The organism is Cronobacter sp. HA18006 (genome assembly GCF_011605445.1).
Classification (GTDB): Bacteria; Pseudomonadota; Gammaproteobacteria; order Enterobacterales; family Enterobacteriaceae; genus Cronobacter; species Cronobacter sakazakii.
The window spans coordinates 50105-68089 of sequence record NZ_JAANQB010000026.1 but is presented as its reverse complement, the minus strand read 5'-3'; the positions used below and the strand labels follow the sequence as shown (position 1 = coordinate 68089).

The window sequence follows — 17985 nt, the reverse complement described above, 5'->3', positions numbered from 1 at the left end:
CACCGGCGCGCGTTACGTATCAACGTATAACAACCATAAACCTGCCGGGTTAGCCACGGCAGGAAAGAGGGTTCTGCTATGCATACCGATCTGTACTCGACCACCCTGCGGCAGCTCAACGCGAAGATAATTCCGTTTATCATCATCTGCTACTTTGTCGCTAACCTCGATAAAACCAACATTTCCATCGCGGCGCTGCAAATGAACGCCGATCTCGGTCTGAGCGCCAGCATGTATGGCCTCGGCGTCGGGATGTTCTACATCTCCTACATCATTTTTGAAATCCCGAGCAACGTCATCATGACGAAGGTGGGCGCCCGCGTCTGGATAGCGCGCATCATGATCACCTGGGGCATCGTCAGCGCCGGGATGTCGCTGGTGCAGACGCCAACGCAGCTCTACGTCATGCGCTTTTTGCTCGGCATGGCGGAGGCGGGCTTTACGCCGGGCATCATCTATTACATCTCCTGCTGGTTCCCGAAGAGTAACCGCGCGCGGGCGATGTCGTTCTTTTACATGGGCTCGGTGATGGCGTCGATTATCGGCCTGCCGATCTCCGGCTCTATTCTCAATATGCACGGCCTCGCGGATATCGCAGGCTGGCGCTGGCTGTTCGCCATCGAGGGCGTGCCGGCGGTGGTGCTCGGCATCATGGTGCTCTGGCGGCTACCGCAAACGCCGGATCACGCCCCGTGGCTGTCGGCAGAACAAAAAGGCTGGCTGAAGGCGCAGCTGGCGCGCGACAACGCGGGTGTGGAAGTGGGTAAAAACCACAGCTGGCTGAGCGCGCTGAAAAACAAAACCGTGCTGCTGCTGAGCCTGGTCTGGTTCCTCCAGGCGTTTGGCTCTATCGGCATTACGCTGTTTCTGCCGCTCATTATTAAGAGCATGGCGAGCGATCAGAGCAACATCGTGGTGAGCCTGCTCTCCGCCGTGCCGTTTATCGCTGCCTGCCTGTTTATGTATCTCAATGGCCGCCACTCCGACACCACGCATGAGCGCTCCTGGCATCTCGGCCTGCCGCTGATCCTCTCTGGCGTATCGCTGGCCATCGCTGTCTGGTCCAGCAACCTGCTGGTGGCCTACGGGCTGCTGGTGCTGACGGTCGGTTTTAACTTCGCCCTCACGCCGATTTTCTGGGCGGTCACGACCGAAAAACTGGCGGGCGTCGCCGCTGCCGCCTCTATCGCCTTTATTAATACCGTGGCGAATTTCGTCGGGCTTGGCCTGCCGCCGGTGCTCGGCAAAATCAAAGACGCGACGGACAGCTACCACTACGGGCTGCTGATTGTGGCCGTGGCGCTGATCCTGGGCGGCATTATTGGCGTGCTGGTCTCGCGCCCGGCGCGCCCTGGCATGGCTGGACCGTCCGCCTCACTTAAACAGGAGTCCCGATGAAACCGATGGTGCTGAAACACGCGTACCTGCCGGATGCGCTTACGGCTGAACTGCGCGAGCGCTACGATCTGCGTGAGTTTTCGCAGATGTCTGACGCCGACTTCGTGGCGATTGCTGGCGACATCACGGCGCTGGTCACCAACGGCGAAGCGGTGGTCACTGCTGAGTTTATCGCCCGACTACCGGCGCTTTCGTTGATTGCGGTTTTCGGCGTCGGTTATGACGGCGTGGACGTGGCGGCGGCGCGTGAGCGCGGCATCGCCGTGACCCATACGCCCGGTGTGCTGACGGATGACGTGGCCGATCTCGCCATCGGCCTGATGCTCGCCACGTCGCGCCGTATCGTCGCCGCGCAGAAGTTTATCGAACAGGGCGGCTGGCAGCAGGGCGGCTTTACGTGGTCGCGGAAAGTCTCCGGCGCGCGGCTCGGTATTTTCGGCATGGGGCGCATCGGGCAGGCCATCGCCCGCCGCGCGCAGGCGTTTGATATGGAGATCCGTTACACCGGCCGCCAGCCGCACAGCGCGCTGCCGTACCGCTTTGTGCCGGGTTTAGCGCAGCTCGCGCGGGAGAGCGATTTCCTGATGCTCTGCGCGCCGGGTGGCGATGCGACGCGCGGCGTGGTCAATGCCGCCGTGCTGGAAGCACTCGGCCCGCAGGGGATTCTGATTAACGTCGCGCGCGGCAGCGTGGTGGACGAAACGGCGCTGATTGCGGCGCTGGAGAGCGGCAAGATTGCCGGTGCCGGGCTGGATGTTTTCACGGATGAGCCGAACGTGCCCGCAGCGCTTCAGCAGCGCGACAACGTCGTCATCACGCCGCATATGGCGAGCGCCACGTGGGAGACGCGGCGCGAGATGTCGCGGCTGGTGCTGGAGAACGTCAACGCCTGGTGCGCGGGCGAGCCGCTGATTACGCCCGTTCCCTGATAGGCTTTTTCCGCGGAATCTTTTACCCTGAGGCCCTCTTTGGCTTCAGGGTTTTCTCTTGATGAAACAGCTCACCTTCGCCCCGCGTCACCATCAGCTCACCAATATTAACGTCTGGACGCCCGACAGCCAGTGGCTGGCGTTTGACGTGCGCCCGTCCGGCGCGTCGTTTACCGGCAAAACCATTGAGCGCGTCAATGTCGGGACGGGCGAGGTGGAGGTTATCTATCGCGCCCCGGAAGGCGCACACGTGGGCGTGGTGACGGTGAGCCCGGTGGCGGAGCAGTATGTTTTTATTCACGGCCCGGAGAACCCGGACGACACCTGGCGCTACGATTTTCATCACCGCCGTGGTGTGGTGGTGGAAAACGGCGCGGCAGAGAATCTCGACGCGATGGATATCACGCCGCCGTTCACGCCCGGCGCGCTGCGCGGCGGCAGCCATGTGCATGTGTTCAGCCCGGACGGCGCGTGGCTGAGCTTTACCTATAACGACCACGTCCTGCATGAGCGCGATCCGGCGCTCGATTTGCGTAACGTCGGCGTGGCGCTGCCGTTCGGGCCGGTCACGCCGCCCTGCACGCACCCGCGCGAATACGCAGGCAGCCGCTGGTGCGCGCTGGTGAGCCGCACCACACCTGCGCCGCGCCCCGGCAGCGATGAGATCAACCGTGCGTATGAAGAGGGCTGGGTCGGGCTTGACGGTTATCAGAAAGCGGACGGCACGCGGCAGCGGCGTGCGCTGGCGTTTATCGGCGATACGCTGACGCAGGCAGGCGTGAAAGCGCCGGAGCTGTTTATCGTCGATTTACCGCAAGACGAGGCCGCGTGGAAGACGCCTGGCGACGCGCCGCTCGAAGGCACGCCAGACGCCATGCCTGCGCCGCCTGCAGGCGTTATGCAGCGCCGTCTGACGTTCACGCACGATCGCCGCTATCCGGGGCTTGCCGCCACGCCGCGCCACTGGGTGCGCAGCAATCCGCAGGGCACGGAAATCGCGTTTTTGATGAACGATGATAACGGCGTGGCGCAGTTGTGGCTCATTGCGCCTGCGGGCGGCGAGCCGCGTCAGGTGACGCAGGGCGCACAGGGCGTATCGTCAGCGTTTAGCTGGCATCCGTCGGGCGAGGCTATCGGGTTTATGCAGGGCAATCGGATTGTGCTTTGCGATATCAACACGGGCGAGATAACGCCGCTCATGCCGCCGCAGACGGCGGCAATTTCCGCCGATGCCGTAGTGATCTCGCCGGATGGAAAACGCATCGCCTGGATGCAGGAGACCGACGGTTTCCGTCAAATCTGGATGACGGAAACCGGAAGATAATCAGGGCGCGGGAGGGATCACGGCGTTAATGGCGAAGGACTTCTTTTCGCTTTCTTCCACCCGTGATTTCACCGATTTATCGGTACGGAAGGCGTCCCACGGGATAAGCAGCGTATCCGCTATCGCCGTAAAGGGGAGATCGAGCGCCACCAGCGGCTTCAGCCCCCAGCTGGTGTCGTCATCGGCGAGCATCGTCGCGCTGGCCCGCGTGCCGGGATAATACCCTTGCTCGCCGCCGCCAGTGTGCGACATGACGCTGGAACAGCCGCCGAGTAGCAACGCGCTACTACAAAAAATCACTTTCCCGAGAGTATTGTTCATTTTCATTCTTCTGTTATGTCGTCGCATCGCAGGCGTCAGTCATGAGATATAACGCCCCTGAATCAGAATGAATAGCGCGCCTTTGCCGTCCTGTGGCAGCGCTCGCAGTTTAGCATTAGATGCTGTTATCCCCAGTCTACGCAAAGAAATGTAAATCGACAAAAAAAGGCCGATTTCGGCCCTTGAAAAGCGTCGGGCCGCACCCATTTTTGGATCGTGGTCGCAGGGAGGATGCCGAACGGGCCTTCCGCCACAGCCGCCTGTCCTTTGAGGAAGGCGATGTTAACTCTCGCTGATTTCAGGAGTATGTATGCGTAACTTTGATTTATCCCCGCTGTATCGTTCCGCCATCGGTTTTGACCGTCTTTTCAATCTGCTTGAGAACAACCAGAGCCAGAGCAACGGCGGCTACCCTCCGTACAACGTCGAGCTGGTAGACGAAAACCACTACCGTATCGCCATTGCCGTGGCAGGCTTTGCAGAAAGCGAGCTGGAGATCACCGCCCAGGACAACCTGCTGGTGGTGAAAGGCTCTCACGCGCCGGATCAGAAAGAGCGTACCTACCTGTATCAGGGTATCGCCGAGCGCAACTTCGAGCGCAAATTCCAGCTGGCCGAGAATATCTTCGTGCGTGGCGCAAATCTGGTGAACGGCCTGCTCTACATCGAGCTTGAGCGCGTGATCCCGGAAGCCAAAAAACCGCGCCGTATCGAAATCGGTAACTAATTTCGCCGGGTCGCCGCGGCGGCCCGCCTTTGATGTTCCGTGCTCGCCGAACGGGAGCACAGCCAGTCAACGCACTGGCGTTTTCACTCGCTTCAAAGAAGGAGAGATACTATGCGTAACTATGATTTATCCCCGTTTTTCCGTCAGTGGATCGGTTTTGACAAACTGGCCAACGCGCTGATGAACACCGCTGAAAGCCAGAGCTTCCCGCCCTATAACATCGAAAAAAGCGACGATAACCACTATCGCATTACCCTTGCGTTAGCCGGTTTCCGTCAGGAAGATCTGGAGATTGAGCTGGAAAATACCGTGCTGCGCGTGAAAGGCACGCCGGTGAAACCGGAAAATGAACCGAAATGGCTCCATCAGGGGCTGGTTATTCAGCCCTTCAGCCTGAGCTTCACGCTGGCTGAACATATGGAAGTCTCCGGCGCGACCTTCACCAACGGGCTGCTGCACATCGATCTGGTGCGCAATATCCCTGAAGCGCTGGCCCCGCAGCGTATCGCCATCGGTCAGCCGCGCGCCCAGGATGACGAGCGCGTCATTGAGGGCGAACGCCCGGCGCTGAGCCACAGCGAAACCGAAAACCAGTAACGGCATCGTATGAAAAGGCCCCCGCAGCGGGGCCTTTTTTTATGCGTGGCCGTCCGGTCATCATAATACCGGCGGGCGAACGCGATGCAGGTGGTAATCCACCTGATAGTCGCTGGTATTGCGAAACATCACCGAGTAATTGAGAAATTCGCCGCTGTCGCTGTAAGAGAGTGACGTAATGCGCAGCAGCGGCGTCTGCTCCTGCACGTTCATCACTGCCGCCAGCTGTTTATCCGCCAGCACCGGCGTCAGGCTTTCATAGTTGCCGCTGATGGTAATCCCGCACTCCTTCTCAATGTAATCAAACTTCGAGCCTTCCAGATGCGCCAGCGACAGGGTGCGAAAGAGCTTCACCGGCATATAGCTGTCTTCCAGCATCAGCGGTTTCCCCTCGACATAACGCACCCGGCGCGAGAAGTAGATACGTTCGTTTATCTGAATGCGCAACTGGCTGGCGATGGCGGGCGGCGCGGGCATCACTTCAAACTGCAGCACCTTGCTGTGTACTTCTTTCCCTTGCTGACGCAGCACTTCCACCAGCCCGGTCAGATTCGTGGTTTCGTGATGCACGTCTTTGCGCGCCACATAGGTGCCGCTGCCGTGGCGGCGCACCACCAGCCCCCAGCCCACCAGTAAATCGACCGCTTTGCGAATCGTCATCCGCGCCACGCCAAACTCCTGCGCCAGCGCTTTCTCGCCAGGCAGTGGGCTGCCGATGTGATAGTCCGATGAATTCAGGCGCAGACGCAGCCTCTCGGCAATGGATTTGTAGATCACCCGTAGACCTCTTTACGCCTGTTAACCGGGAGATTGCTCCCGGAGATGTCCAGATTTAATAGGGAAAGTAGACCTGAGTGTGCAAATTAAAACCATGAATGCGATCACGGAACGCAGCGGCGCGCCATGTTCACGCCGCGGTTACTTTTTATGCTCGCTTCAGGCCACCAGAAAATAATTAAGGCCTCAAACCCTACAGGTTGTTACATGAGGATTTAAAAATGCTCAGTCAAATACAACGATTTGGCGGTGCCATGTTTACCCCGGTGTTGTTATTTCCTTTCGCCGGGATGGTCGTCGGCATTGCCATCATGCTGCAAAACCCGCTGTTTGTGGGCGAGGCATTTACCGCGCCCGATAATCTCTTCGCGCAGATCGTTCACATCATTGAAGAGGGCGGCTGGGCGGTGTTTCGCAATATGCCGCTGATTTTCGCCGTCGGCTTACCGATTGGCCTCGCCCGTGAGGCGCAGGGCCGCGCCTGCCTCGCCGTGCTGATTAGCTTTCTGACCTGGAACTATTTTATTAACGCGATGGGAATGACCTGGGGGCATTTCTTTGGCGTTAATTTCGCCGCCGACCCGGTCGCGGGCAGCGGCTTAACGCTGATCGCCGGGATTAAAACGCTCGATACCAGCATTATCGGCGCGATTGTTATCTCCGGGATCGTCACGGCCATCCATAACCGCTACTACGAGAAATCGTTACCGGTCTTCCTTGGTATTTTTCAGGGCACCTCGTTTGTGGTGATTATCGCGTTCCTGGTGATGATCCCCTGCGCCTGGCTCACGCTGCTGGGCTGGCCGAAAGTGCAGATGGGCATTGAGTCATTACAGGCGTTTCTACGCTCCGCCGGCGCGCTCGGCGTCTGGGTTTATACCTTCCTTGAGCGCATTTTGATCCCGACCGGACTGCACCATTTTGTCTACGGCCCGTTTATCTTCGGCCCGGCGGCGGTGGAAGGCGGCATTCAGGTCTACTGGGCGCAGCATCTGCAGGAATTCAGCCAGAGCACGGCACCGCTCAAATCGCTGTTCCCGGAAGGTGGCTTTGCGCTGCATGGCAACTCGAAAGTGTTTGGCTCGGTGGGGATCGCGCTGGCTATCTGGTACACCGCCGCGCCGGAAAACCGCGTCAAAGTGGCGGGGCTGTTGATCCCGGCGACGTTAACGGCGGTGCTGGTGGGGATCACCGAGCCGCTGGAGTTCACCTTCCTGTTTATTTCTCCGCTGCTGTTCGCGGTACATGCGGTTCTGGCGGCCTCCATGGCGACGCTGATGTATATCTTCGGCGTGGTGGGCAACATGGGCGGTGGCCTGCTTGACCAGTTCCTGCCGCAGAACTGGATACCCATGTTCCACAACCATTCCGGCATGATTTTTACCCAGATTGGCATCGGCTGCGGGTTTACCGCGCTCTACTTCATCGTCTTCAGGACGCTTATCCTGCGCTTTGACCTCAAAACGCCAGGCCGCGCCGAGAGCGACATCAAGCTCTACAGCAAAGCCGATTACCGCGCCGCGCGCGGGCAGACCACGGCGGCCGCGCACTCCGCTGCCGGTCAGGCCGCGGGTTTCCTTCAGGCGCTTGGCGGCGCGGAGAATATCGAAAGCATCAATAACTGCGCCACCCGGTTGCGCATCACGCTCGTCGACATGGCGAAAACCCAGAGCGATGACGTCTTTAAAGCCCTTGGCGCCCACGGCGTGGTGCGTCGCGGCAACGGCATTCAGGTGATTGTCGGTCTGCACGTTCCACAGGTGCGCGACCAGCTTGAATCGCTGATGAAAACCCCTTCCACGAACCCACTATCCCCCATGACGGAGGCTGTATCATGAAAAAATTCTCAGTTGTCATCGCAGGCGGCGGCAGCACCTTTACACCCGGCATTGTTCTGATGCTGCTGGCTAACCGCGACCGCTTTCCGCTGCGCGCGCTGAAGTTCTATGACAACGACGGCGCGCGTCAGGAAATCATCGCCGAAGCGTGCAAAATCCTGCTGAAAGAGCAGGCACCGGAGATTGAGTTTACCTACACCACGGACCCGCAAACGGCTTTTACCGACGTGGATTTTGTGATGGCGCATATTCGCGTTGGCAAATATCCGATGCGCGAAAAAGATGAAAAAATCCCGCTGCGCCACGGCGTGCTCGGCCAGGAAACCTGCGGCCCGGGCGGAATAGCCTACGGGATGCGCTCTATCGGCGGCGTGCTGGAGCTGGTGGATTATATGGAGCAATACTCGCCGAACGCGTGGATGCTGAACTACTCCAACCCGGCGGCGATTGTGGCGGAAGCCACCCGCCGCCTGCGCCCGAACGCCAGAATTCTTAACATCTGTGATATGCCGATTGGCATCGAAGGGCGGATGGCGAAAATCGTCGGCCTGAACAGTCGCAAAGAGATGCGCGTGCGCTACTACGGCCTTAACCACTTTGGCTGGTGGACATCAATTGAAGATCTGGAGGGCAACGATCTGATGCCGCGTCTGCGCGAATACGTGGCGAAGCATGGCTATGTGCCGCCCTCAGAAGACGCGCATACCGAAGCGAGCTGGAACGACACCTTCGCGAAAGCGAAAGACGTGCAGGCGCTGGACCCCGACACCATGCCGAACACCTACCTGAAATACTATCTCTTCCCGGATTACGTCGTGGCGCATTCCAACCCGGCGCACACCCGCGCCAACGAAGTGATGGAGCACCGCGAAAAACAGGTCTTTGACGCCTGCCGCGCCATTATCACCGCGGGCCACTCCTCGGCGGGCGAGCTGGAAATCGACGAACACGCCTCGTATATCGTCGATCTGGCGACCGCTATCGCTTTCAACACCCAGGCGCGGATGCTGCTGATTGTGCCGAACAACGGCGCTATCCATAACTTTGATGCCGATGCGATGGTCGAGATCCCGTGTCTGGTGGGTAAAAACGGGCCGGAGCCGCTGACAGTCGGCGATATTCCGCACTTCCAGAAAGGGCTGATGAGCCAGCAGGTGGCGGTGGAAAAACTGGTGGTGGACGCCTGGGAGCAGCGCTCATACCAGAAACTGTGGCAGGCGATTACGCTGTCGAAAACCGTTCCGAGCGCGTCGGTCGCGAAAGCGATTCTCGACGATCTCATTGAGGCCAACAAAGACTACTGGCCGAAGCTGCACTAACGTTAAGCCCCGCCTTTTCGACCGGCATCGTCATGGTGCCGGTCGCACTGCCAGCGCTCCTCTGTGACGCCCGTTTTACGTTATGCTGAGGCGAGCACAGCTAAAACAGGGAGCCGTCATGAAAATTTCCCGTCTCGGCGAAGCGCCGGACTATCGCTTTTCACTGGCCAATGAACGCACGTTTCTGGCGTGGGTGCGCACCGCGCTGGGGTTTCTGGCGGCAGGCGTCGGGCTTGATCAGCTCGCGCCGGATTTCGCCACGCCGGTAGTGCGCGAGGCGGTGTCGCTGCTGCTCTGCTTTTTTGCGGGGGCGCTCGCCATTTACGGTTACCTGCGCTGGCTGCGCAACGAAAAGGCGATGCGCCTGAAAGCGGCGCTGCCCTATACCCGCATGCTGGCGTTTATCAGCGGCGTGCTGGTCGTGGTGGCGCTGGCGGTGATGCTGGTGGTGTTTTATGCCGGGTAACCCGCGCGATCCGGGGCTGCAACCAGAGCGCACGTCGCTTGCGTGGGTGCGCACGCTGCTTGGCTACGGCGCGCTGCTGGCGCTGGCGCTGCGCCACGCGTGGAATAACGCCGGCCTGCTTATCTGGTTGGCGCTCGGGGGCGTTGCGGCCGTGGCCGGGCTGATTTACGTCTATGCCCGTCAGCGTCGCCTGATTACGCTGGTACACGAGGATTTTTCCGCACCCGGCCAGGTGCGGGCGAAACTGGCGATTGCGCTGGCCGTCTGCGCGCTGGCACTGCTCTTTGTGGTGACGCATCTCCATGCGCTGATAGCGTTGCTTGCCGAATAACACATCCGCAGACTACCCGGCCTGCGCGGATCCGTGCTACATATTCCAGATTCCTGTTCCCGATACGGTCGCTATGAAAACGCTGCTTCCTCTCGCTTTTCTGCTGCTCTTTACCTCCGCGCATGCCGCGCCGCCCGCAAGCGCCAGCGAGCCGCTCTCGGCCCAGCGCTACAGCGCGCAGCTTGGCGTCGGCATGGACGTTGACTGGGCGCGCACCGAGCGCGGCATCCGTGAGTTCGATCCGCTGGCGGTACGCGATTTTCAACAGCGCGGCATTCGCCATGTGCGGGTGCGGGTGGCGGGCGACGCCACCGAGGAGCGGCTCATCCATTTGCGCAAAATCGTCGAAGCCTGCGAGCGTTACGACATCATCCCGATTATTTCCTACCAGGCCGATGCGTTTAAGGCGGACCCGAGCGCGCAGAACGCCGCGAAAGTCGCGGCCTGGTGGAGCACGGTGGCGAACTATTTCGGCAGCGAGCATCCGCTACTCGGGTTTGATCTGATTTACGAGCCTGCCGACAAGCTCAATCACAACCCGCAGCAGCTCAACCGGCTGTATGGCGACGTGATCAAAACCATTCACCATATTGATGCGCAACGGATGATTTTCATTGCGCCGCGTTTTCGCGCCGTGCCGGAAGATCTCTCCATACTGAAACTGCCGCCCCAAAGCAGCCACTATGTGCTGGCGCAGTGGCACATTTTCCCGTGGGGGCCGCTGCGCGCGAACGGCAAATACCCGTGGACCTCCGGCACGGCGGCGGAAAAAGCGGCGATCCGCGAGCGCATTAACAGCGCCCGCCGCTGGCAGCAGAAAACCGGTCATGTCAGTTGGGTTGGCGGCTGGTCGGCGGCGCAGACGGTGAAAACCACGCCGTCGGCGGCGACGCTCGCCTTCGCCAGTTTTATGGCCTGCGAGCTGAAAAAGGCGGGCATTCCGTATGCGCTCAATGCCGCGAATGAGTTTTACGATGGGGAAGAGGGCGCGTGGCGGCCTGTGCAGGCCGCCCTGCTTGACGCAATGATGAACCCGACCTGCGCTGTGGAGCGCGCTCCGGGGCACGAGCACGTTAAATCGTCTGTTCCGGCATCCGCGCACGGTGCGCCAGCGGCAGCCAGCACGCCAGCATCAGCACACCCATCGCCGTCATCAGCATCCCGAGGCTAAACTGCCCGTTCTGCGGCAGCAGCGCGGATGACCACGCGAGCAGCCCGGAACCGCAGTTTTGCAGCCCACCCACCAGCGCGCCGGCGGTGCCCGCCAGGAACGGAAACGGCTCCATCGCGCCGCTGGTGGCAAGCGGAAACAGCATCCCGGCACCGAAGAAAAAGAGCGCGGCGGGGATAAGCAGCGTCCAGACATTCATGATGCCAAGCCACCCCGGCAGCCACATCAGCACGCCCGCCGCGAGGCAGCTCAGCACCGCCTGCCACATCAGCGTGGTGAAGCGCTTATGCGTGCGTCCCGCAAACCAGGCACCGAAGAACGCCGCCGGAATCGGCAGAATAAACAGCACGCTCACCGCGAGACTACTCAGCCCAAGCCCCGCGCCCATCAACACGCCGGAGCAGGCTTCAAACACCGCGACGCCCGCGAGGGCGGCAACCAGCATAATCAGGTAACAGTTAAAGCTGGCGGTGCCGAACAGCAGTTTATAGCTCGCGAGCAGGCGAGGGCGCTGCGCCTGCACCGGGCGGGTCTCCGGCATCCAGCGGAACATACAGAATGTCACCACGACGGCAAGCGTGAGCAGAAACGCGAAGCAGGCGCGCCAGCCCCACAGCGTATCCAGCAGGCCGCCGAGCAGCGGGGCCACCAGCGGGCTGACCAGAATCCCCATGTTCAGCAGGCTATTGGCGTGACGCAGCGCCGGGCCTTCATAGAGATCGCGCGGCAGGGTTCGCGCCATCACGCCGCCAACACCGGTGCCCATCCCCTGTAAACAGCCCGCGGCGATCAGCACCGGCAGGCTTTGCGCCTCCAGCGCGACGAGTGTTGCCAGGATAAAAATGGCCAGGCCCACGAGGATCACCGGGCGACGCCCAACGCGGTCGGAAATCGGCCCGTAAATCAGTTGTGACACGCCGTAGGTGAGCAGATACGCCGCCATCACGCTCTGTACTGCGCCTTCACGCACGTTCATCTCAAGCGCGATATCGGCGATAGCCGGGATATAAATCGTCTGCGCCATCTGCCCGACGGCGACAAGCAGAATCAACATCATTAACAAATGACGGTTAGCCAACATTCTCATCATGATTATTCGATATGCACAGGTGAACGAAACAGGATATATCTCTGTATGGATATTAAATGCGAGAGAAATATACCGCATACGTGGGGATTATCCAGTCAACTGTCATGTCGTCATGAAACAGGGCAGGCAGCTTTTACGGACACTCAACGGAAAGATTTATTGCCACGGTGAATGATGCCACGGCGCATGGCCGCGGCTTGCCTCAGGCCACAGAGGGCAGCGTCAACCGGTGGGTAATGTGCGGGTGATCCATTGGCAGAAATCCTGCCTGTAAATAAAAGCTGAAGGCAGATTCCGGCGCGCGGATATTGAGGTAATCAAACGTGTTATGGGCGTGATGAGCAAGCGTCGCCAGCAGTTGATTGCCGACGCCCACGCGGCGTACCGCATGGCTGACGTAAAGATGGCGCACCCGTCCGGCACGCGGATGATTATCGAACGGGCAGCGATTCAGCCCGCCGACACCGACCAGCGCGTCGCCAAGAAACGCGCCGAGCAGTCGTTCGCCGGGGGCGGAGAATGCATTACTGCCGTCCATCCAGTGGACGGCGAGCCGGTCCAGCATCGCAAAGCCGAGCGCCTGACTCTCTTCACGCAGCCGGTCAAAATCGATGCCGACCGGGGTAAGTGGCCTGATGGTGATGATTCCTGACATCGTTCCCTCCTGGGGATGTACCGTGTTAAAGAGGGGCGGTTGCCCGCCCCTCTTTGGTGCGGCCTGAACCTGAGTTACCGAAGGAACTTCAGGACAGCATCAAGCAGTTGCAGGACTGCAACAATGAGTTTCAGGATAAGGATAAACAAATCCACTCCGCTCATACGCGTCTCCTCTGGTAAAGGAGCACCAACTGGCGTACCTCTCCGCTGCCTGTTGCCAGTTGTTTTGTTGGCGTAACACAGTGTGCTCTCTCGGGGTTAAGGCACTGACGGCACCACCCGTTTCAGCCAGGACTCTTTATTGCGCCCGTTTAAATGCGGCCCCGTATCGCACGCTGTGACAGCAACATCATTATAGATAAACACTGTATAAATGAACAGTATTTTCTGGACAAGAAAGGGAGAGCTGGACCATACTGATGAAAAGCCACTGCTGCGCCGCGCGCCAATTGCGGGTGCGCGTATTTGATCGTATAGTTACAGGGTTGACGTAACACAGTGTGCTTTGCGGCTACCACCCGCAACAGTAGCTGAAAAAACCTCGCCTTCGGCGGGGTTTTTTTGTTTTCGTACCCGCCCTGCGTGTGATAAGCCAAATCTTTTCCTGACCCTGCCGTAATAATCACGGTGAATAATATTCACATCGGTAGCCAACAGGCAGAGTAAAAAAGCGACATGCACGATATATTTTGCACTGTTTGTAAGGAAAATCTTATGACAAAAAAGTGCAATCAACTGCGTTTATGCTTTCCTGGCAAATAGGCTTTTTATGAACCCTAAATGCGTTAGCACTATTTGCTGTCATCATTATTTAAAAAATTTTACTTAAGATCTTGCAGTGTCTTTTTTAGCATGAAATTACGCACCCACTAAATATGGTAGCTCACTATATTCACGCCTTCTTAATAATGCCTTTTCAGATTAATCTTAATGGATGCCCGCTCCGCATTATCCTGCCCCTTTACTCCGTTAACGCGTTACGTTTTGTCGTTAGTAGTTCTTGTAAATCAAGCGTTTAACATTATAAAAGCAAATAGCTATTGCTGAAGGTATTTACTCTTTTCCGGATTATTTCTTGCACCAAAGGGCGGAAAATTCCTAAAAATGCGCTATTGAGTTAATCAGGCAGTCGTTTTCACCGAAATGCCCGCCAGACCTGGTGTTGAATTGTCATGAGGGTTATGTAGAATTTTCCCGCTCTGCCTCAGAAATATGCGTAAAACGTCCGGGTTTACTTCGGTAAAGCCCGTGCGGTAGCTATCTCTGAAGAAAATGAAATTCCTTCACCGAAATGGCATAATCTTCCCTGGCAATGACAAACTTTTAGTCATAGCCTGAATCCAGAAGCCGTTATTTCTTTGTATACAGAATATATTTGCAACGGAAACCATCGATGAATATGCGAATCGTATTAGCCCTGCTGTTTGTGTTAGGCGTAGCTGGTTGTAAAGCGCCGCCTCCTGCCGTTACGGATGACACTATCGTGACCAGTGTGGTTAATGGCGTCACGCTCACCCACCGCCACGCGGTGACTCCGCCAAAAGAGTTCGAGCCTGTTAACGAAGAGTACCGCGCGATGTACCCGGCGTCGGTCATGACCCGCCCGGATTTCGGCGGCAAAGTGGTTCGTCAGCTCGAAACCGGCAAAACCTATAACGTACTGGGCCAGGTTGAAGGCCATTGGCTGGCCATCGCCGATCAGGGTGAAGAGCAACTGATTGGTTATGTTCCGCTGCGCGCGGCAGTGAAAAGCAGTCTTTATGACGCGACCGTCAGTAAAGAGATCCCGAAACTGCGCCGTAAAACAGCCAAAGCCAACTGCGTGACGGTGGATGGCAACAGCAAAGCCTGTAAAAACACCAAAAGCGGAACCTGGGTTATCGATTAATCCTGCTTCAATGAGCCACACCTCATGAAAAACCGTACCGTTTTACGCCAGGGCTTCCTGGCGTTTTTGATTGCCGCTCTCACCTTACTGAGCGGCTGTTTATCGTCTTCACGCAGCGTTCCTTCCCAGTACAGCCTGCATTTTCAGGCTCACCCGCAAATTAATAATTCCGCCCCGCTAAAAGTCCGGGTGCTGCTTTTGAAATCAGACGCCGACTTTATGTCTGCGGATTTCTTTTCGCTGCAAAACAATGCTCAGACCGTGCTGGGAGCCAACCTGCTCAACAGCGACGAGTTCTTCCTGATGCCGGGCCAGCTGAACAAAACCCTCAGCGGCCAGAGCTCGCTTGACGCGCGCTACATCGGCGTGATGGCGGAATATCAGGCGCTCGACGGCAAAAAATGGCGAATCTCGCTCCCGCTGCCCGCCCCCAGTGACTCCAGCATTTATAAATTCTGGAAATGGTCATCCGACGAACTTGAGGCAAAAGTGTTTCTTGACGTCAATGGGATCCGCGTCATCAACGAATAATCAGCGCCCTTACAGGACACCAGTATGAACAAAGCAGAAAAAGTGGTCTGGACCGAAGGGATGTTCCTGCGTCCGCACCACTTCCAGCGCGCGGAAAGTTTTCTGCAACACCACATCCGCGAATGGGGTTCGTTGCAGCGTCCGTATCTCTGGGGATTTCTCGATCTGGAATTTGACGAGGCGATGCTGCGTCAGGGACGCGTGGCGCTGAGCTACGCCAGCGGCCTGCTGCCGGACGGCACGCCGTTCTCTTTCCGCGACGCCCGCCACGGCCCGGCGCCGCTCGCCATTCCTGACAACCTCACGCACGAGCGCGTGGTGCTGGCGCTGCCCGCCCGCCGCGCCGGACGCGAAGAGGTGATTTTCAGCGAGGCGGCCGATTCGCTCGCCCGCTACGCCACCTTTGAAGAAGAAGTGGAAGACGACAACGCGCTGTCGGTCGGCGCGGCGACGGTACAGTTTGGCCGCCTGCGTCTCAAGCTGATGCTGGAGAGCGAACTGACCGCCGAGTGGACGGCCATTGGCGTCGCGCAGGTGATTGAAAAGCGCAACGACAACCAGGTGCGCCTCGATACCAGCTACATTCCGCCGATGCTCAACGCCATCAACAGCGGGCAACTCTACAGCATGCTCAACGATCTGCATGGTCTGCTCGGTCAGCGCAGCCAGCAAATCAGCCAGCGTCTGCGCCAGCCGGGGCGGTTTAACACCTCGGAGATGGTGGAGTTCATGCTGCTGTCGCTGATTAACCATCATCTCGGCCACGTCACGCATTTAAAAACGCTGCCGTTGCTCCACCCGGAAACCCTGTGGCGTGACTGGCTGGCGTTCGCCTGCGAGCTCACCACCTGGACGGCGCAGCGCGCGCCGGAGACGACGCTGCCGGTCTATGACCACGACAACCTGGCGGGCTGCTTTGGCAAACTGACGCTGATGCTGCGCCAGGGGCTGTCGCTGGTAATGGAAGAGAGCGCCATTCAGCTGCCGCTCACCGAGCGTTCGCACGGGCTCAACGTCGCCACCGTGCCGGAAAGCAACATGGTGCGCGAGTTCGGTTTCGTGCTGGCGGTCAAAGCCAACGTGCCGGGCGAGGCGCTGCAAACGCACTTCCCGGCGCAGATGAAAGTCGCGCCGGTCACCAAAATTCGCGATCTGGTGCAGTTGCAGTTGCCGGGTATGGTGCTGCGCGCCATGCCGGTTGCGCCGCCGCAGATCCCGTGGCATGCCGGCTACAGCTATTTCGAACTGGAAAAGGGCGGCGAACTCTGGAAAGAGATGGAGAAATCCGGCGCGTTTGCGCTGCATCTCGCTGGTGAATTCCCGGGCCTTGATATGGAGTTTTGGGCCATTCGCAGTACGAATGAATAACACGACGAGCGCTCACTATGGAACCACAAGCCACCGGCAGCGATGCCATTCTTTCCGGCGCCAGCAGTAATAATCCGCTGGTCGCGGCGGCTAACCCGCTGCTTAACGCGATCCCGCAGATTCGTCATTCTGTATCGCATGAAGATCAGGCCGGGCTGCGCCAGCGCCTGATAGACGAGATCCGCCGCTTTGAAGTGCGCTGCCAGCAGGCGGCGCTGCCTTACGAAGTGATCGTCGGCGCGCGCTACTGCCTGTGTACGGCGCTGGATGAAGCGGCTGCGCTCACGCCGTGGGGCAGCCGTGGCGTCTGGTCCGGCAGCGGTCTGCTCGTGACGTTCCACAATGAAACCTGGGGCGGCGAGAAATTCTTCCAGCTTCTGGCGCGGCTGTCGCAAAACCCGCGCGAGCACATCTTTCTGCTGGAGATGATCAACTACTGCCTGCTGCTCGGCTTCGAAGGGCGCTATCGCGTCATGGATAACGGGCGCACGCAGCTTGAAACCATCAAACAGCGCCTGTGGCAGATGATCCGCAGCGTGCGCGGCAGCTACCCGCCGCCGCTCTCGCCGCACCCGGAAGATCAACCGGTGCTGCGTAAACTCTGGCGTCCGGTGGTGCCGCTGTGGGCCTGCGTGGCGCTGGCCGGTTTCCTGGCGTGCCTGTTCTTTATCATTCTCAACTGGCGGCTTGGCGATAACACCAGCCCGGTGCTGGCGAAGATTTACCAGACGCCGCTGCCGGAAGTCACCGTTCAGCAACCCGCGCGTGAAGTGGCGCCGGTGCTTAACCTGCGCGGTTTCCTGCGTCCGGAAATTGAAGCGGGCCTGGTGGCGGTGCGCGACGAAGCCGACCGCAGCGTGGTGATTCTGAAAGGCGACGGCCTGTTCGCCTCCGCCTCAACGGTCGTGCGTGGCCGTTATGAACCGGTTATCGACCGCGTGGCGCAGGCGATGAACAACGTCAGCGGCAAAATCCTCGTGGTGGGCTACAGCGACAACGTGCCTATCCGCAGCGCGCGTTTCGCCTCGAACTACGAGCTGTCGCTCGCGCGCGCCGAATCGGTACAGAAAATGCTCCAGGCGCACCTCGCCGACCCGAACCGCGTTAAAGCGCAGGGCCGCGGCGAGATGGACCCTATCGCTCCGAACAATACGCCGGAAAACCGCGCCCGCAACCGCCGTGTCGAGATAACGCTGCTGGTGTCGCCGGATAACACACTGGCCGAGCTGAACGGATTGCCGCAAGGAAACTAG

Annotated in this window: 19 protein-coding genes; 14 read left to right on the top strand and 5 right to left on the bottom strand. The window is 59.0% G+C overall.

All coding sequences use genetic code 11. From position 1 onward, the window contains the following. Nucleotides 1-78 precede the first annotated feature (78 nt). The 3 genes from G9X48_RS20480 to G9X48_RS20470 all read left to right on the top strand — a co-directional run bounded on the left by G9X48_RS20480 (nucleotide 79) and on the right by G9X48_RS20470 (nucleotide 3651). A complete protein-coding gene (locus G9X48_RS20480) occupies nucleotides 79-1398 on the top strand; it encodes an MFS transporter (protein WP_007872319.1) in 1320 nt (439 codons plus the stop codon). Next, complete coding sequence (locus G9X48_RS20475; protein ID WP_097640765.1) at nucleotides 1395-2327, top strand: 2-hydroxyacid dehydrogenase; 933 nt, start codon at nucleotides 1395-1397, stop codon at nucleotides 2325-2327. Before G9X48_RS20480 ends, G9X48_RS20475 begins: the two co-directional genes overlap by 4 nt. A 61-nt stretch (nucleotides 2328-2388) precedes the next feature. Further along, the gene (locus G9X48_RS20470; RefSeq protein ID WP_097647390.1) at nucleotides 2389-3651 is read left to right on the top strand and encodes a DUF3748 domain-containing protein; all 1263 of its coding nucleotides are present in this window, start codon (nucleotides 2389-2391) and stop codon (nucleotides 3649-3651) included. Here G9X48_RS20470 and G9X48_RS20465 read toward each other — a convergent pair whose 3' ends face one another. Beyond that, complete coding sequence (locus G9X48_RS20465) at nucleotides 3652-3978, bottom strand: YceK/YidQ family lipoprotein (protein ID WP_007872325.1); 327 nt, start codon at nucleotides 3976-3978, stop codon at nucleotides 3652-3654. A gap of 304 nt (nucleotides 3979-4282) precedes the next feature. Here G9X48_RS20465 and ibpA point away from each other — a divergent pair, with 304 nt between their 5' ends. Beyond that, nucleotides 4283-4699: a small heat shock chaperone IbpA gene (gene ibpA / locus G9X48_RS20460; RefSeq protein WP_004385985.1), complete on the top strand. Its 417-nt coding sequence runs from the start codon at nucleotides 4283-4285 to the stop codon at nucleotides 4697-4699. A gap of 111 nt (nucleotides 4700-4810) precedes the next feature. Next, nucleotides 4811-5296, top strand: coding sequence for a small heat shock chaperone IbpB (gene ibpB, locus G9X48_RS20455; protein ID WP_007765888.1), 486 nt, complete (start codon nucleotides 4811-4813; stop codon nucleotides 5294-5296). Between the two features lie 60 nt (nucleotides 5297-5356). Here ibpB and G9X48_RS20450 read toward each other — a convergent pair whose 3' ends face one another. Continuing rightward, nucleotides 5357-6073, bottom strand: a complete 717-nt coding sequence (locus tag G9X48_RS20450; RefSeq protein WP_007872328.1) for a GntR family transcriptional regulator — start codon at nucleotides 6071-6073, stop codon at nucleotides 5357-5359. A gap of 221 nt (nucleotides 6074-6294) precedes the next feature. Here G9X48_RS20450 and G9X48_RS20445 point away from each other — a divergent pair, with 221 nt between their 5' ends. The 5 genes from G9X48_RS20445 (at nucleotide 6295) to G9X48_RS20425 (ending at nucleotide 11198) form a co-directional block, all read left to right on the top strand. Then, nucleotides 6295-7911 (top strand): alpha-glucoside-specific PTS transporter subunit IIBC, encoded by a 1617-nt coding sequence (locus G9X48_RS20445; protein WP_097564204.1) that lies wholly within the window; start codon nucleotides 6295-6297, stop codon nucleotides 7909-7911. Beyond that, the gene (locus G9X48_RS20440) at nucleotides 7908-9230 is read left to right on the top strand and encodes a 6-phospho-alpha-glucosidase (protein WP_007779762.1); all 1323 of its coding nucleotides are present in this window, start codon (nucleotides 7908-7910) and stop codon (nucleotides 9228-9230) included. Before G9X48_RS20445 ends, G9X48_RS20440 begins: the two co-directional genes overlap by 4 nt. A 118-nt stretch (nucleotides 9231-9348) precedes the next feature. Continuing rightward, nucleotides 9349-9696, top strand: coding sequence for a DUF202 domain-containing protein (locus G9X48_RS20435; RefSeq protein WP_007703818.1), 348 nt, complete (start codon nucleotides 9349-9351; stop codon nucleotides 9694-9696). Further along, nucleotides 9686-10027, top strand: coding sequence for a DUF202 domain-containing protein (locus tag G9X48_RS20430; protein ID WP_007872333.1), 342 nt, complete (start codon nucleotides 9686-9688; stop codon nucleotides 10025-10027). Before G9X48_RS20435 ends, G9X48_RS20430 begins: the two co-directional genes overlap by 11 nt. 73 nt (nucleotides 10028-10100) lie before the next feature. Beyond that, a complete protein-coding gene (locus tag G9X48_RS20425) occupies nucleotides 10101-11198 on the top strand; it encodes a cellulase family glycosylhydrolase (RefSeq protein WP_038879247.1) in 1098 nt (365 codons plus the stop codon). On the opposite strand, the gene emrD is transcribed toward G9X48_RS20425, so the two are convergent. The 3 genes from emrD to tisB all read right to left on the bottom strand — a co-directional run bounded on the left by emrD (nucleotide 11101) and on the right by tisB (nucleotide 13107). Next, the gene (gene emrD, locus G9X48_RS20420) at nucleotides 11101-12279 is read right to left on the bottom strand and encodes a multidrug efflux MFS transporter EmrD (RefSeq protein WP_097641958.1); all 1179 of its coding nucleotides are present in this window, start codon (nucleotides 12277-12279) and stop codon (nucleotides 11101-11103) included. The genes G9X48_RS20425 and emrD overlap by 98 nt on opposite strands. Before the next feature lie 211 nt (nucleotides 12280-12490). After that, nucleotides 12491-12943 carry a GNAT family N-acetyltransferase gene (locus G9X48_RS20415; RefSeq protein ID WP_004385975.1) on the bottom strand — a complete coding sequence of 151 codons (453 nt, stop codon included), beginning with the start codon at nucleotides 12941-12943 and terminating at the stop codon, nucleotides 12491-12493. Nucleotides 12944-13017: 74 nt separating this feature from the next. Then, a complete protein-coding gene (gene tisB, locus G9X48_RS20410; protein ID WP_032803729.1) occupies nucleotides 13018-13107 on the bottom strand; it encodes a type I toxin-antitoxin system toxin TisB in 90 nt (29 codons plus the stop codon). A gap of 1231 nt (nucleotides 13108-14338) precedes the next feature. Here tisB and G9X48_RS20405 point away from each other — a divergent pair. The 4 genes from G9X48_RS20405 to G9X48_RS20390 are packed head-to-tail and all read left to right on the top strand — an operon-like array spanning nucleotide 14339 to nucleotide 17985. Continuing rightward, nucleotides 14339-14833 (top strand): hypothetical protein, encoded by a 495-nt coding sequence (locus G9X48_RS20405; RefSeq protein WP_007872337.1) that lies wholly within the window; start codon nucleotides 14339-14341, stop codon nucleotides 14831-14833. A 24-nt stretch (nucleotides 14834-14857) separates the two neighbouring features. Continuing rightward, nucleotides 14858-15364 (top strand): type VI secretion system lipoprotein TssJ, encoded by a 507-nt coding sequence (gene tssJ / locus G9X48_RS20400; RefSeq protein ID WP_004385973.1) that lies wholly within the window; start codon nucleotides 14858-14860, stop codon nucleotides 15362-15364. Between the two features lie 24 nt (nucleotides 15365-15388). Beyond that, the gene (tssK, locus tag G9X48_RS20395; RefSeq protein WP_004385972.1) at nucleotides 15389-16732 is read left to right on the top strand and encodes a type VI secretion system baseplate subunit TssK; all 1344 of its coding nucleotides are present in this window, start codon (nucleotides 15389-15391) and stop codon (nucleotides 16730-16732) included. A 17-nt stretch (nucleotides 16733-16749) separates the two neighbouring features. Beyond that, nucleotides 16750-17985: a DotU family type VI secretion system protein gene (locus G9X48_RS20390; RefSeq protein ID WP_004385971.1), complete on the top strand. Its 1236-nt coding sequence runs from the start codon at nucleotides 16750-16752 to the stop codon at nucleotides 17983-17985.

Coding starts and splice junctions, on each gene's coding strand:
- G9X48_RS20480 (WP_007872319.1), top strand. CDS start 79: ATGCATACCGATCTGTACTCGACCACCCTGCGGCAGCTCAACGCGAAG.
- G9X48_RS20475 (WP_097640765.1), top strand. CDS start 1,395: ATGAAACCGATGGTGCTGAAACACGCGTACCTGCCGGATGCGCTTACG.
- G9X48_RS20470 (WP_097647390.1), top strand. CDS start 2,389: ATGAAACAGCTCACCTTCGCCCCGCGTCACCATCAGCTCACCAATATT.
- G9X48_RS20465 (WP_007872325.1), bottom strand. CDS start 3,978: ATGAAAATGAACAATACTCTCGGGAAAGTGATTTTTTGTAGTAGCGCG.
- ibpA (WP_004385985.1), top strand. CDS start 4,283: ATGCGTAACTTTGATTTATCCCCGCTGTATCGTTCCGCCATCGGTTTT.
- ibpB (WP_007765888.1), top strand. CDS start 4,811: ATGCGTAACTATGATTTATCCCCGTTTTTCCGTCAGTGGATCGGTTTT.
- G9X48_RS20445 (WP_097564204.1), top strand. CDS start 6,295: ATGCTCAGTCAAATACAACGATTTGGCGGTGCCATGTTTACCCCGGTG.
- G9X48_RS20440 (WP_007779762.1), top strand. CDS start 7,908: ATGAAAAAATTCTCAGTTGTCATCGCAGGCGGCGGCAGCACCTTTACA.
- G9X48_RS20435 (WP_007703818.1), top strand. CDS start 9,349: ATGAAAATTTCCCGTCTCGGCGAAGCGCCGGACTATCGCTTTTCACTG.
- G9X48_RS20430 (WP_007872333.1), top strand. CDS start 9,686: ATGCCGGGTAACCCGCGCGATCCGGGGCTGCAACCAGAGCGCACGTCG.
- G9X48_RS20425 (WP_038879247.1), top strand. CDS start 10,101: ATGAAAACGCTGCTTCCTCTCGCTTTTCTGCTGCTCTTTACCTCCGCG.
- emrD (WP_097641958.1), bottom strand. CDS start 12,279: ATGTTGGCTAACCGTCATTTGTTAATGATGTTGATTCTGCTTGTCGCC.
- G9X48_RS20415 (WP_004385975.1), bottom strand. CDS start 12,943: ATGTCAGGAATCATCACCATCAGGCCACTTACCCCGGTCGGCATCGAT.
- tisB (WP_032803729.1), bottom strand. CDS start 13,107: ATGAGCGGAGTGGATTTGTTTATCCTTATCCTGAAACTCATTGTTGCA.
- G9X48_RS20405 (WP_007872337.1), top strand. CDS start 14,339: ATGAATATGCGAATCGTATTAGCCCTGCTGTTTGTGTTAGGCGTAGCT.
- tssJ (WP_004385973.1), top strand. CDS start 14,858: ATGAAAAACCGTACCGTTTTACGCCAGGGCTTCCTGGCGTTTTTGATT.
- tssK (WP_004385972.1), top strand. CDS start 15,389: ATGAACAAAGCAGAAAAAGTGGTCTGGACCGAAGGGATGTTCCTGCGT.
- G9X48_RS20390 (WP_004385971.1), top strand. CDS start 16,750: ATGGAACCACAAGCCACCGGCAGCGATGCCATTCTTTCCGGCGCCAGC.